The 13,727-nt window shown below is 56.1% G+C and carries 12 protein-coding genes; 9 read left to right on the top strand and 3 right to left on the bottom strand.

Annotated features, from left to right (window positions below; translation table 11 throughout):
* Positions 1-36 precede the first annotated feature (36 nt).
* Both OS190_RS18660 and OS190_RS18655 read right to left on the bottom strand, forming a co-directional pair.
* Entirely contained in the window at positions 37-891 is an 855-nt protein-coding gene (locus OS190_RS18660; RefSeq protein ID WP_267160216.1) for a DUF481 domain-containing protein, read from the bottom strand.
* A 150-nt stretch (positions 892-1,041) separates the two neighbouring features.
* On the bottom strand, positions 1,042-1,956 hold the full coding sequence (locus tag OS190_RS18655; protein WP_267160215.1) for a LysR family transcriptional regulator: 915 nt from the start codon (positions 1,954-1,956) through the stop codon (positions 1,042-1,044).
* A gap of 373 nt (positions 1,957-2,329) precedes the next feature.
* On the opposite strand from OS190_RS18655, the gene OS190_RS18650 reads away from it, so the two are divergent.
* The 6 genes from OS190_RS18650 (at position 2,330) to OS190_RS18625 (ending at position 9,625) form a co-directional block, all read left to right on the top strand.
* On the top strand, positions 2,330-4,288 hold the full coding sequence (locus tag OS190_RS18650) for a type VI secretion system Vgr family protein (protein WP_267160214.1): 1,959 nt from the start codon (positions 2,330-2,332) through the stop codon (positions 4,286-4,288).
* Complete coding sequence (locus OS190_RS18645; protein ID WP_267160213.1) at positions 4,285-5,541, top strand: DUF4123 domain-containing protein; 1,257 nt, start codon at positions 4,285-4,287, stop codon at positions 5,539-5,541. The genes OS190_RS18650 and OS190_RS18645 overlap by 4 nt, the downstream gene beginning before the upstream one ends.
* A complete protein-coding gene (locus OS190_RS18640; protein ID WP_267160212.1) occupies positions 5,538-5,795 on the top strand; it encodes a PAAR domain-containing protein in 258 nt (85 codons plus the stop codon). The genes OS190_RS18645 and OS190_RS18640 overlap by 4 nt, the downstream gene beginning before the upstream one ends.
* Positions 5,796-5,832: 37 nt before the next feature.
* Positions 5,833-7,650 carry a hypothetical protein gene (locus OS190_RS18635; protein ID WP_267160211.1) on the top strand — a complete coding sequence of 606 codons (1,818 nt, stop codon included), beginning with the start codon at positions 5,833-5,835 and terminating at the stop codon, positions 7,648-7,650.
* Between the two features lie 53 nt (positions 7,651-7,703).
* Positions 7,704-8,681: a hypothetical protein gene (locus OS190_RS18630; protein WP_267160210.1), complete on the top strand. Its 978-nt coding sequence runs from the start codon at positions 7,704-7,706 to the stop codon at positions 8,679-8,681.
* A 221-nt stretch (positions 8,682-8,902) separates the two neighbouring features.
* On the top strand, positions 8,903-9,625 hold the full coding sequence (locus OS190_RS18625; RefSeq protein ID WP_267160209.1) for an SDR family NAD(P)-dependent oxidoreductase: 723 nt from the start codon (positions 8,903-8,905) through the stop codon (positions 9,623-9,625).
* A 120-nt stretch (positions 9,626-9,745) separates the two neighbouring features.
* Here the strand turns inward: OS190_RS18625 and OS190_RS18620 are convergent, their stop codons facing one another.
* On the bottom strand, positions 9,746-10,504 hold the full coding sequence (locus OS190_RS18620; protein ID WP_267160208.1) for an MBL fold metallo-hydrolase: 759 nt from the start codon (positions 10,502-10,504) through the stop codon (positions 9,746-9,748).
* Positions 10,505-10,528: 24 nt separating this feature from the next.
* On the opposite strand from OS190_RS18620, the gene OS190_RS18615 reads away from it, so the two are divergent.
* The 3 genes from OS190_RS18615 to OS190_RS18605 form a co-directional block, all read left to right on the top strand.
* Positions 10,529-11,656, top strand: a complete 1,128-nt coding sequence (locus tag OS190_RS18615) for an aminotransferase class I/II-fold pyridoxal phosphate-dependent enzyme (protein ID WP_267160207.1) — start codon at positions 10,529-10,531, stop codon at positions 11,654-11,656.
* Between the two features lie 123 nt (positions 11,657-11,779).
* A complete protein-coding gene (locus OS190_RS18610) occupies positions 11,780-12,322 on the top strand; it encodes an invasion associated locus B family protein (RefSeq protein ID WP_267160206.1) in 543 nt (180 codons plus the stop codon).
* A 536-nt stretch (positions 12,323-12,858) separates the two neighbouring features.
* A partial coding sequence (locus OS190_RS18605; protein ID WP_267160205.1) for a hypothetical protein occupies positions 12,859-13,727 on the top strand: 869 nt, incomplete at its 3' end.

Genomic DNA, 13,727 nt, shown 5'->3' with positions numbered 1-13,727 from the left:
AAGCGACGGTACGAGGTATCAGACCGCCGCTGGCTTTCAGAAGCCCAGAACCAGAGACACACCCAGAGAGTTGTCGGTGGATTTCAGGCCGGCAGCCGGATCGGTGTTGTAGTCGGTCCGGTAGCTTACGCGGGTTGACAGGTTGTCAGATACCTTGAAATTCACACCCGCATCGTTGGAGATGATGGTGTTGATGTCGGAACCCAATACGTCAGTGTCCATCGTAAAGGAGACTGTGTCGCTGAACGCATAATAGTAACGAGATGAAGCAATGAAACCGACTTCGGTTTCTGATGTGCCTGTCACGTCTTCGAAGTACCGCACGCCGGGGCCCCCCTGAACACGCCAGGTGTGGTTTTCGGAGTTCAATACCCGGTAGCCGGGACCGAAACCCAGAAATGCGTCTGTTTCGTCGCCATCACGGAGGTTGCCATTGGCATCAACCAACGCACCGTCATACTGGACGCGGGCAATCCCGAAACCATAGACACGGTCGGTGAAATAGCGGCTACCTTCATAGGTCCCAAAGAGTTTTTCCTCGCTTTTGGTGCCATTGGCTTCGCCGTATTCGATTGCGAAACCGATCAGGTGGTTCCAGTCGCCAACGCCGTAGGTCACGCGGCCTGCGCCGGACAATTCACCGGTGTCGGTATTGCCAGATGTGCCTGAGGCGGACAGAGCGAAGGAACCACGCCAGCCTTGCGCAACCCCGTTCGGGCCATAACGCTCTGCGTCATTTGCGTTTGCCAGGTCATCTTTTACGTCGTCGGTAATGTCGTCGATCTGGTCATTCAGAGCTTCGATACCGGTGATTTTTTGCTGTGCAACTGCAGGCGTTGCAACCATCAGTGCCAGTGCGGAAACTGTGGCGAATTTTGAAAGAGTGTTCATGGGTCATTCCTTTCCCAACAAGGAGACCCGTCATCCGGCGTCAGCGCCGTAGATCGGGAGCATCTCTGCTGGGATTGGATTTAAGGGAAGTTCTGGAATGAGTAAAATTCGAATTGATCATGCATAAAACGAGAACTATGAATTTGAAATTTACCCTGGCTGACCAGTCAGCGGGGCGATCATTGTATCCAGATGCCCCACGACAGTTTCTTGTTCCTTTTCCGCATCTTGTACGATCCGGGCCAATGTGCGGCGGGCAAGGTTGACAAGGTCGTCGTCCAGATCGTCACGCCAAACCACCCATGAGGGATAAGGAAACCGTGGCGCCTCTGCCACAAGATGGAGTCTACCGTTGTCCAGATGCCGTTTTGCCGAGCGGGCAGGAAGGAATGCGGCCGCCCTTCGGTTGACGATATACTCCATCGCCAGCGCCCCAAGAGCCATCGACCGGCCAGAGTCGGTCAGATGAGGCAAGGCAATTGCAAGTGCATGGGTGAACTCGGGGCCCCAGTCGACCGTGACGAAATTCTTTTGCAGGTCGAGGCTGGCGTCGGGATAGGAGGCCACAAGGATCAGTTCATCATCAAGTGCGGGTTCGGCCACCAGGCCGGGGCGCAGCTGTGGCGTGTAAAGCAAGGCGGCCTGTACGACACCTTCCATCAGATAACGGGTGATGCGGTCTGCCATTCCCAGTTCAGCATGCACACTGAGTTCGGGCATCTCGGCTTGTAATGCGTCAATCCAGCGAAAGCCGAGACCGGGCCAGAGCGAATATTGCGCCCCGATGCTGATGGCGCGGGAAAACCCTTCGGGAATGGCAATCTGCTGGCGCGCCTCTTCCCATAATTTCAATATGCTGAGGGCATAACGTTCGAATTGCTTTCCTTCCGGAGTCAGGATGGCACCCGCCTTGGACCGCGTGAACAACGGATGACCGAGGCTTTCTTCCAGACGTTGGATGCGCAGGCTGACGGCAGATTGCGTCACAAAAAGCCGATCACAGGCGGCGACAAAGGATCCCGTGTTGGAAACCTCCAGAAAAGTCTTGATGAGTGTAATATCCATGATTCAACCATGAGGAAAAGACGTTTCAAATACTAGAAATATTCGTTATTCCTGCGGTGCGGTTAACGGCTATATGTGCTTAGCGAAATCGAGCCGGCATCGTTCATCACGATTGCACCATATGATGGTAGCATGTCGCTCCCAACGCCGCATGCCCCATCGGCTCGATCTCGCAACTCATCTTTTGAAGGATGGCAGAATCCGTCGTGCTATACCCGATCCTTCCTATATTGGTTGGGATAGAGGCATGTTGCAGATTGAAATAGGTTCTGCGAATATTTTCAACTGCTTGGGGGTAAGGCCGCAACGGGTTTTATAATCCCCAGATCATTGTTAGAACTTCGCTTATTGATTGTAGGCATTGGATTCGACGGTGAATACTAAGTTTAGTCAGCAGGGTCGTCAGGGGCGTCTTTCAACCGTACTTGGGCCCGATACGCTTGTGCTATTGCGGATGGATGGGTCCGAGGAACTGTCAGGAGATTTCGAATGGCGCGTCGAGGGGTTATCGACGTCTCCGGGTCTCGACCTTGAGGCCATGCTGGGCACCCATGCCACCGTCGAAATTGATCATGCACAGGGCAGCCGTGCCTTTGATGGAATCGTCTGCGAGGCACGCCACGTCGGCGCTGTCGAAAATGGCTGGCGCTATGATCTAGTCTTGCGGCCCTGGTTACATGTCGCCGGTTTGCGTCGGAACATGCGGATCTTTCACAACAAAACTGTTATCGAAATTGTTCAGGAGGTTCTGGCGGCCTATTCCGGGCTGGGCAATCCACATCTGGATGTTCAGGTTTCGGGCGATTATCCGGTGTTGGAATATACTGTTCAATACAGTGAAAGCGATGCGGATTTTGTGCGCCGTCAGTTGGAACGGTTCGGCATCACCTGGTCATGGTGCCATGTTTCAGGATCACATACCTTGCTTCTTGCAGACGCGGAGTTTGCGCTACCTGCTGTTCCGGGAAGAACGCGGCCCTATTACGGTGTCGACGGCTTTCACCAGGCGGGTGAAGAACATTTCCGGTTGTGGTCTTCGGCACGTCGGATGACGACAGGTGCCGTCCGGTTGACGGAATATAACTTCAAGTCACCGAACACGGCGCAGGAGGTCGACAAGACCGGCGAAACCGCGCATCTGCACGGCGACATCGAAAGCTATGACTGGCCCGGCGATTATCTGCATCAGGGTGAGGGCCGCGGCGTAGTCAGTCGCCGGCTGGATGAAGAGCGGGGTCAGGCCCCACGTCATCGCGCTGAGGGTGACGTTGTTTCGCTAGGTGCCGGTTGGCGCGTGACCTTGACCGGTGATGAAGTGGCGGGTGCCACGGGGCGCAGCTTTGTTTGTCTCAAGGCGCAACACCGGTTCCGCGCCCTGGCCTATGGTTCGGGAAAATCCGGCAATGACGAAACACCCTATGACGGTGTTTATGTCCTGATGCCCGATGATACGCCGTTGCGCCCCGAACGGCGTACCTTGCGCCCGCGTGTGCAGGGGCCGGAAACGGCTGTGGTTGTGGGCGACGGCGAAATCGACTGCGATGAGCACGGGAGAATTCTTGTGCGGTATCACTGGGACCTTGAGGGTGCCGATACCATGCGGGTGCGGGTCAGCCAGAATTGGGCCAGCAAGGGCTGGGGCGGCATGGTAATCCCGCGTATCGGCATGGAGGTCATTGTTGAACACCTGCGCGGAGACCCGGACAAACCTATTGTAACGGGCTGTGTTTATAACGGAGCGAACCGGCCGCCTGTGGACCTGCCGGCGAAAAAATCGCAATCCGTTTTCAAGACCAGTTCGCATCAGGGCGAAGGATTTAACGAGCTGACCTTTGAAGATCAATCGGGCGAGGAATTCATCTATCTGCATGCGCAAAAAAACCTTGAGATGCATGTATTGAATTCGGCCAAGCGACGTGTCGAATTCGACGACAACGTTTCAGTAGGCAATGCATCGAATCTTGATGTCGCGGCAGACCGAACAGAAACCGTCGAAGGTAAGCTTGACGTAAAAGTAACCGGCCCGATTGCGGAAAAGACAGAGGCTGACAGGGGGGCCGATGTTGCGGGCAGTTATGCGATCCGCACGGGCGCGGATCTCACGATCAAGGCGGCAGGCGAAATCGTATTGGACGCTTCCAAGATCACATTGGTTTCAGGTGGCGCCGCCCTGGTCGTGCAAGGCGGCGCGGTGAATGTTGCCCCCGTCCTGAATGTAGGGTCAGCCTCGCCCGGTGCCGCAGCCATTCCAGCGATTCCAGCGGTGCTGTTGGCAGCAGCCGGGGCCGGTTCCCCCTTTGTGTCGCATTGCCCGATGAAGGATGACGGATGAGCGACGTTTGGATAGGGACCTGTGTCCTGTCTTCAAAAGACCCTGTCGGGCGGTTCTGGGAAGGGGGGGGCGAACGTGTCTCTCTGCGTCTGTTGATGCGTGCCGAGACTGCTGAAACCTTCGAAGCTGCCTTGCGGCGTTCCGTCATGGCCGGAGGTGCGTTGTTGGAAAAGATAACGCAGGTTCAAACCATCGCTGAGCGTTATGCCGGTCGGCGGCTTTCGCCGGCGATGCAGGATGCGGTGGCGCGTGCGGACAGTATCACGCCGCTGATGGTCTCTGCACCAAAGATCATTCATGCCACTTATCAAATTCAGGAAATCACCTGGACGGCGTTGGCACCGGCTAACGATCTTTGGGCTCTGCTGGATGGTGTGCAATGGCCCGGTCTGCCGCAAGTGTTGGCGACTTCGGGGGCGGAACATATCTGCCTCTACACCACCACCAATGCGCAAAGCCTTGCAGCGGCACCTTGGCTGGTTCGGCTGGATGATGCGGGTGGCAACTTTCTCGGCCTGTTGCAGAAGCGCCCTTGTGACAGCCATAGCGGCATATTGTTCAAGGCCGACTCCACATTGCAGCACATGCACAAGCATTTGCGTTACTACACGATGATGCCAACACCCATAGGCGGAGAGGTGCCCCAGTATTTCCGCTTTTATGATCCGCGCGTGATGTTGGATGCCCTGAGCGCGCTTGACTCACATCTTCTGGCGCAACTCCTGCGGCCTCTGACGGCGCTGATACTACCGCTAAGCCCGCAAAGCCTGCTGCCGGCAGATGCCCAGATCACCGATCCGCCCACTGTTTTCGACTTGGCAGAGGATTGTCGGGACCGTTTGGCACTGGCCACATGGCTCCCGGACACGGGGACCCGGGCCGCGCGGCGTGTGGCCATCGACCAAACCAGTTTTGACAGGTTCGGGATGCTGCAAAAACGGCGCGCGATCGGGATACTGGCCAGACAGTTACATGATGAATTTGGCGATACCTTCAGTACCGGGCAATGCTTGTGCGCGGCGGAAGATGCTCCTGTTGCCGCCGGGAAATTCGGCATGAACAGTCTTAAACAGGTGACGGCAATGGCCCGTGCCCTGCTGCACCATGGTCCCGCCTTTTGGGAGCATGAACGCGAGGCCCATGACCTGTTGCACCGCACCGGCCGTCTGCCATGGCAGCGCAAGGAAGATCTGCTGTCGTGGCTGGCTCGAATGGAAAACACCCGCTTGCCAATGAAGGGAAACCACGGATGAAACCGACTGCCCGACTTGGTGATACCCACCTGTGCCCCGCGCATGGGCCAAATCCGATTGTAGAAGTCGCTTCAAAGTCAACCTGTGACGGGATTCCCGTTGCAACTGTTGGTGACAAATCTGCCTGTGGTGCTGTTATTCTGACCGGAAGCGCGCAATGCAAAACTGACGGCAAGCCGACGGCACGCATCGGGTCCCGCACCAGTCACGGGGGCGAGATTATTACCGGTTCTCCGTCGCAGATGATCCCGTGATGAAATCGAAAATTTCTCATTCAAAAGGCATTCAAACATGACAGTTTATGAGCCGACCGCAGCCGATTATGCTTTTCAGCTTGAGCACGCTCCGGGATCGTTCCGGGATGAAGGAGCTGCGCGAACGGTGCTGCGTCAGCTCAACGGTGGTTCGTCTGATGGCCATAACGAACATCGCCTGAATGCGCTCGCCAACAATTACGTCGGGGCTCCGATGACATCCAGCCCGATCCCGGCCGAACCTGACGCAGACGGGGATGGAGAGCTTGACCCGGAGTTTGCCGCGATCTGCGTGGAATGCCAGCCGAACCAGCCTTGTTGTATGAAGTCAGGCAAGGTTGCTGACGGGGCTGATGCCTCTCGCAAGATCGAATGGCCGCCTGTGGATGACCAGACAAAGATGCTGACCGTTGCCAAGGATATGGAAGGGAACAATCTGGTGTCCAAACTGGATGTGTCCTGGGGCGGAAGCCAATGTCAGGTCGGCCATCCAGAACGGCCCCATATTGCCACAACCGGTCTGGTAGAACGATTGAGCCGGATTACAGAGAAAAGCGCGTCGGTTTCCGTCGGCTATCCCCAGATGCCGAATATGGTGTTGATGCTGCGAAAATATGTGCCCGAACAGGTGATCTATGCCTTGCTGGCCTTTGACATGGTGATGGCAATGCAAACCACCCGCAGCGGGGTAAGTGTGGCATCCTTCACGCCCAGGCAGTGTCTGACTGACGGGCCAATGGGTGCGGCCTTGACGGTCATTCCACTGCCTTATGTCAAGCTGGACGGCAAGGTGGAAATGGCGACACGGATCATGTTCACCACTGGTGGTGTCAGCGGCAGTGCGGAGGCCAAAGGTTCCCTCACAGGGCAATACGGATCAATGGAGATTGTGGCCAAAGGGAAAGCCGGTGGCAGATCCAGCAGCGGCAACGCCGTCAACAGAGAGCAAAAGCCGCCCGGGTTGCTTGGCAGTCTTGCCGATGTAATCGGGACCATGGACAGATATTGCGCCAGTGGAAACACCCAGCCGCCGCGCCCTCTTGATCTGACGGAATATGCTTCGGGTGTTACCTTGTCCAAGTCTTTGACCTTCGAGCCGGTCGGCTTTGAACTGGTTGGCAAAAGTGGCAGTCCCGATCTTGAGTTGAAGATCGGGACTATGACCTCGACCCTTGCCATCGGCATATCCGGACGTTTGGATTTCATCGACGCATTGGCGATGGCGTTCAGTGGTCCCGGTGCTGCGGCAATTCGTGAGGCGCGGGCGCGCATGGCCTCGGGCAAGGCTGTGAATGCGAGGCTCGATGCCTATCTGGAGGTCGGTGCCGAAGGGACCCTCACCCATACCATCGACAGCGGAGCAACGGTGACGATCCCAGCCAATGGGGATGCCGCTGCCGCTTTTGCCGGGCTTTCTCAGACCTTTGGCGGAGAGATGAAGATCAGGGGCGAGGCTTCTATCGGCATCAGGGTCGAGGCAAAGGTCTGGGTATTTTCCGCCAAGGCCGGGGCAAGCGGAACCGTTCACACGTCCTGGACTTGGGAGATGCGGCTACAGGAGGGCAAACGTCAGAAACGCTATGTCTTTGAAGGTGTCGTTGTCGGGTTTACCGCATATGCAGAAGCTGGCATTGCCTCAAATGACGGGCCGTTTTCTCAGGACATCATCAACCTTGGCGGCGAGTTTGCCCCTGAGGGGAACGCTGCTGATCTCTACCAACAGGTCGCTGATGGTATTTCCCGCTCGCGCAGTGACGCCGATCGCATCTCTCAGGCAGGCAATGCGCAGCCCGCTGGGGGCGAAACCTATGTCACGATCTTTCATCCGGAGACAACAGAATGGGCAGACTACTGACCACCCTCCTTATCGCAATTTTCCTAACTCTCACGCTATTGAAGGGACCGACCATGGCCCAGAACCTCGACCACGGTTATTCAGCCAAGATTTCTACAAGAGGGGTGGTTTGGTCCCTCCGGGTGAACGATCTGTTTGTACGCGAGAATGTTGATGTCCCCTATGCGACTTCCATTGGTGACATCGGCGTTGAGATGCAGCCAGGGCGTAACACGCTGTCGCTGGATTTCTCCCCGGTAACCGGACGTGATCCTGCCACTGGAAAGTATGTCTATGCATTGCGTGACGGTGTCAAAATTTCCATCGTCCTGGAGCGGCGGGATTATGCGAGCCAGCAGAGCATCGAAATTCATCCTGTTGATCTTGAATACAGCGACGAGAAAAAGAGTTTTGTTCCGGTCGCGCCCAAGCCGGATGCGCCCGAACGTGTTCTCCAAAACGGTGCGTTGCAAAGCACTGGCCAATACCGGATCACTGAAATCAGCGATCGGCCCATGGTGCTGAAATCAGGGCAGGAAATTGGTGGCTACCGGCTGGAACTGGAATTTCAGGTAGATGACGAAGCCCTTCCGGCCTTCCATTGGGCGGGCAATGCCGTTGCGTTGACGGACGGTCCCGAACTGCGCGAGTCATTGCTGAATGCCTATCAAAATCTGCACGGGCTGATCTCAAAAGGTGACGCCGAAACAATTTTCCGGATGGCGGAGCCTGTCTGGGCACGGACAGCGGCCATCCTGACCTCTGAGCCATCCGCACGGGCGTTCATTGAGCATTCGGATTTCGGTCTTGCAGACCGCTACTCAGCGGTGCGCAGTGACGGGGCGGTTCTGCAGCCGCTGGGCTTCTGGGGTGATCATCAAGAGGCTGCAATACAATTCATGGCGGATCAGCGTCTTGTTCGGTTCAGGCCTGATCCGATTTTCTGGGAAACACCCCCCGCAGGCAGCGGCAATCGCACCTCTTTTCCGGTTGTTTTTTACCAAACGGGTGATGGCAGTTGGCATCTGGGTTTGATCGCAATCGGGATGTGAGTGGGCATCCGGCCGGCAAGGTCTGTCTGTTCGCATTGAAGCGGCATCTGTGCCAAGTGTACATCGTCGCCAGGGGTTGTTTGGGGATGTCTGCCAAAGTGCCCTTGGCCTGGTTCGGAACTTGTGCGCAGACTAACCCCATGGCGGGATTGATGAGTTGAGGTGCCTGGTTGGATAGGGGCATGCGGTTTCTTTACCGACAAATATGGGAGGATAGAAAAGTGAACAAGGTTGCAGTGGTAACAGGCGCGGCGGGCGGTATGGGCCGCGCGATTGTGGCGCGCCTATTGGCGGACGGTTTCGCGGTGGTCGGTTTTGACGTGGATCAGAACGGCCTGGCTGAAATGGCATGTGACGGTTTTGCGGGCATGGTTGTCGATCTGATGGATGCGCAGGCGATCAAGATCGCTTTTGGTGAAATCGAGGCGATGCTCGGCGGTGTGGATGTTTTGGTGAACAATGCCGGCACTTGTTTCATGTCCGAATTCCCCGACATTCCAGCGGATGAATTCGAACGGCAAATGGCGCTGAATTTCTCGGCTGCGTTTCACTGTTGTCAAGCTGGGATCAAGCTGATGTCTGGACGTGACGGAGTGCGCAAGATCGTCAACATCTCATCAAATGGCGCGTATAATTTCGATGTATTCGATCCGCCGCATTACCGTGCGTCCAAGGCGGCGCTGGATAATCTTACCAAAGATCTGGCGCGGCGCTACGCCACTGACAAAATTGCAGTAAATTCGATTGCCCCCGCAATGACAGAGACACCGTTGTTTAACGTTTTGACAGAAGACGTTCTGGCCAAGGCAGTGGCACAGATGCCCCATGGCCGCGCAATGCGGCCAGATGAAATTGCGGCCTGGGTCGGTTTTCTGGCCTCTCCCGCAGGGGATATTTCAAGTGGCAATGTGATCATTCTGAATCAGGGGCGTGACGTTCGCTAAAACGCCGGTGCCCGGTTTTCAGAAATCGGCAACATATCCGTCAAGGGAACGTTGTTGTAACAGGATGCGACTATATTCGGACGCTGCCATCTGTTTGCCGCCCATTGTGTGGCTTCGGGCCTAGTCGAACCATTCTGGGGCTTTCTTGAGCGATGGCCATTGTTCGGGGCTGTGGCCATAGATCACAAAAGCGTCCCGTTCTGCGGCCAGTGTCAGCAGGCGGTCACCGTGATGAATCGCCTGCGCCACATCCCATGATCCCACAAATTTCTCATCGATTTCGGAAGCGCGGCTGATGGCGTCCGAGGTCAGCAGAACCCAACCGGTTTGCGGCAGACAAACCATAAATGCCAATTGGCCGGGGGCATGACCGGGGCATAGCAGAACCTCGAACCCATCGCCCAGTGTAAAATCTTCTGTAACCAAAAGGTATTCTCTGTCAGGCCATTCCATCGCCTGTTTGCCGGACCAATATAGCGGGCGGGGCAGAGCGCGTTCGGCTGCTGAAATCAGGATCGGCGCATGAGGAAACCCTGCCATATCGCCAAGATGGTCAATATGAGTATGACTTTGGATCATCAGTGTCACATCGGATTTTGCCAGCCCCAGCTTGGCCAATTGCGGCCCGGGCATGTTTTCAGGTTCTACCGACAGGACCCGCCCGAAACTGCCCAATTCATCCTCATGTGTTGCGGCCTGTGCATCCTCCGCGTATTTTTCGGGAAATCCGGTATCGATCAGGACGATTTCATCCGCATCGGTCCGAATTACAAATCCACAGATGCCGATTGTACGCGGTCCTGCATGCACCTCGAACAGGCCATAATCCAGAACAGCCAGTTGTTTGGGTTTGCCCTTTAATTTGAAAGCGGTACTCATGGGGGCATTGGGCGGGAGGACACCATGAAAGTCAAGATACACACCTTGTTTCAGTATTTGTTGGAGACGACTGATGCGGCACCTGAGGCGATTGTCGGGTTTTCCCTGTCAGGCGCGCCTGTTCTGGGCGATTATCTGGCAGATCTCGACCCTGAGCTGTCGCTGGACTGGAATAATCGCGGCTTTCGCGACCTGCCTGAATTGCGTGACCATGTATTGGCACAGGCGGGATTGACCGATCTTTGCCAGCGCGAGGATGTACTGATCACCGCGGGCGCGGCCGAGGCGAATTATCTGAGCATTATGCAGTTGCTGCAGCCCGGTGATGAGATCGTGATCGAGACCCCCGGCTGGCCGCAGGCCGAGGTTCTGGCCCGTGCCGTGGGTGCCCGGATCAAACGCGTCACGCGCCGGGAAAGTGAAGGTTGGCGCCTGCCACTGGACCAGGTCGCCGATGCTGTGACCTCTAGAACCAGAATGATTTTTATCAGCAACCCGAACAACCCGACCGGGGATCTTCTGGGGCAGGATGAACTGGAAGAACTGGTGCAGATCGCGGCGGCGGCCGACGCGTGGCTGCTGGTGGATGAGGTCTATGCAGGGCTTGAATGGGACGCGCCGCGCAGCCCGTCAATTGCCGGAATGTATCGGCGTGGGATCACGACAGGATCGGTGAGCAAGGCATTGGGATTGCAGGGTCTGCGCACCGGTTGGCTGATTTGTCAGGATGCGGATTTGGTGATGGATGCGGTGATCTTGCGGGAAAATTCGTCAGAGATCATGAACATCATGGGCGAAATGATTGCCGAGATTGCCCTGCGTCCTGAACGCTATGGATCAGCGATGGAAAAGGCGCGCCGCGAAGGTGCCGCAAACCTCGCGGAAATGAACGAATGGGTCGCTGCACAGGACGGGTTAACCTGGCATCCGCCCCGCGCCGGGTTGATTGGATTGGGTCGGTTGCCACATGGGATCGACAGTGATGCCTTTGCACGGCGCCTGCTGGCTGATCCTTACCGGACTTTCCTGTTGCCCGGCAGCGCATATGACCAACCTGGCCATATCCGGCTGGGTGTCGGTGGCGGCGCCTCGGTCAATTTGGCAAAGGGGTTGGGCCGTGTCTCACAGGCGCTTGCCGATTGGCAATTCTAACGCTGATCGCAGAAACGCAACCCCGCATGCGGGATCTTGACCTCGGGCAGCGGACACCTTGACAGCAAAGAGGTTCGCGTTCCCTTATGGACCAAACCATTTCATTTTTCCGGAGCTATATTCATGTCCTTTTTAAAACCCTTGTGTGTCGCCGCCCTGTTTGCCTTGCCCTTGTCCGCATCGGCCCAGACCGATACCGGCACGGATCAGGCGGCCGCGGCGACCGTTACAAATGGCCAGAAATTCGGGGCATGGACCGTTGCTTGTGTTGCGGTGGCAGTAGGAAAAACGAACTGCACGCTCACACAGCGGATCCTGCGGGCAACAGACAGTGCTTTTGTCGCGGATATTATCGCAACGCGCAATGACAAGGATGAGACCTATCTGATTGCCCGTGTGCCCGTCGGGGTTTTCTTGCCGAATGGTTTCGCCATGCGTGAAGCGGAAAACCAGGACGAAAAGGCCGTCATGTCGTTCACCTGGCAAGCCTGCAACCGTGATTTCTGCGAGGCGCTTTTGCAAGTGGATACAGAGAAGGCCACGGCGCTTTCGGCGCAGGATAACGAGATGGTTGCGGCCTTCCGACCTAATGCCCAGTCAGATCCGTTTTTGTTCAAACTTTCGTTGAATGGCATGGCGTCGGGTCTGGACGCGATCCGTCCCTGACCAGCCGGGATGTGCCTCGCCCGAGTGATCAATCGCTTGGGGATTCGCATGTTTGTTTCGCATATCCGACATAATCCTGCTCTGCTCCCGGAAAAATCGCTTTGAGCGATTTAGCGTCAATTTATCCCGGTTTAGCCCTATTGCCCGCTGTCTGGATCAAGTGAATGCGTTCTGTTATTGAATGGGCATGATCGAAAAGTGTTGTTTCACGCTCAAGGCGCGCCTTGAGCACATCCGGCGCGAAACGACGATTTTCTAGAAAAAATCAATTTGATTCAAGTTCTTACAATACCTATGCACCCTGTCTGCGATTGTACTGATACCCGGAAGGCGATACTGGTCTGCATGTCTGGTACAGGCTGTCCGGCCGTCAATGGTGTCAGGCGGGGAAAAATACCTGAAAAATCCTGCGAACTGGCAGGCACCGATGCGCCGCCCCCAGAGCCACGACAGGATGTCAAAATGATTGACCTTGTTGATTACACAGGCCTCTATGTTCTAATTGAATGGGTTACGGGAACGGATTGGGAAAAATCATGCCATTTTTTGCGGCGCGGGGGACTGGCACGAAAACCAGTAGCTTCTTTTTAACAACAGCATTGATTTCGGGCCTTATTGCAGTGCCCGGCCAAGGTATTTCAGCAGATCTCGAGTGGAACGCTGGAGGGGTTGTTGATACCTTGCCAGCGGTCGGCGGCGTCGGAGACTGGGATCAGGGCTTATCGCTGAACTGGTTAAACGCAGCGCTGAGTGTCGGTTTCGGTGTTGGCGACAATGCGCTGTTTGGCGCGCCCGGTGGCTATACCGTCACAGCAGTCGATACGATCAGTGTTGGTGATATCACATTTAGCGAAACCGGTATTGCCATTGTCGGGTCAGACCTGACCGTGGCCGGAACGATCTCCGTAACAACGGCCGGCGATAGCGCGAGCATCGGAAATGATATTACCGCGAATGCAAATGTGGGCGGCGCAGGTGATCTCAATCTGACGGGTGAAGTTGCCGGTTCAGTGGTCATGGACGGCAGCGGGACACTATCGGTTTCCAACACGATTAACGCGCTCGATCACAATACAGGAACGACAAACTTAGGTGGCGGGAGTGTTGTTACAACAACGACAACTGTCGATGACGGGACTGTTGTCGTGGATGGCGGCACTCTGACCGGTGATACAACGATTTCCGGCACCGGTACGCTGGATGTTGACACAGGTATTGTCGGAAACGTCATCGCCAACAGCGGAACCCTTGATGCAGATGGCGGTACCATAGGTTCGCTGGATCTGGACGGCGGTGCGGGACATACGATTGCGGATACCGCCATGGTCACCGGGGCGACGACGATTGATAATGCGACGCTGACCCAGACGGGAGGCGCGCTGACCACGGTCACGCTGGGTGCGAA

This window comes from Sulfitobacter sp. F26204 (assembly GCF_026410305.1).
GTDB lineage: Bacteria > Pseudomonadota > Alphaproteobacteria > Rhodobacterales > Rhodobacteraceae > Sulfitobacter.
Note: the sequence above shows the minus strand (reverse complement) of the source record. Positions and strands in the feature narration are given on the sequence as shown.

Excerpts from the sequence above, each read along its gene's own strand:
- OS190_RS18660 (WP_267160216.1), bottom strand. The coding sequence starts at position 891 with ATGAACACTCTTTCAAAATTCGCCACAGTTTCCGCACTGGCACTGATG.
- OS190_RS18655 (WP_267160215.1), bottom strand. The coding sequence starts at position 1,956 with ATGGATATTACACTCATCAAGACTTTTCTGGAGGTTTCCAACACGGGA.
- OS190_RS18645 (WP_267160213.1), top strand. The coding sequence starts at position 4,285 with ATGAGCGACGTTTGGATAGGGACCTGTGTCCTGTCTTCAAAAGACCCT.
- OS190_RS18640 (WP_267160212.1), top strand. The coding sequence starts at position 5,538 with ATGAAACCGACTGCCCGACTTGGTGATACCCACCTGTGCCCCGCGCAT.
- OS190_RS18635 (WP_267160211.1), top strand. The coding sequence starts at position 5,833 with ATGACAGTTTATGAGCCGACCGCAGCCGATTATGCTTTTCAGCTTGAG.
- OS190_RS18630 (WP_267160210.1), top strand. The coding sequence starts at position 7,704 with ATGGCCCAGAACCTCGACCACGGTTATTCAGCCAAGATTTCTACAAGA.
- OS190_RS18620 (WP_267160208.1), bottom strand. The coding sequence starts at position 10,504 with ATGAGTACCGCTTTCAAATTAAAGGGCAAACCCAAACAACTGGCTGTT.
- OS190_RS18615 (WP_267160207.1), top strand. The coding sequence starts at position 10,529 with ATGAAAGTCAAGATACACACCTTGTTTCAGTATTTGTTGGAGACGACT.
- OS190_RS18610 (WP_267160206.1), top strand. The coding sequence starts at position 11,780 with ATGTCCTTTTTAAAACCCTTGTGTGTCGCCGCCCTGTTTGCCTTGCCC.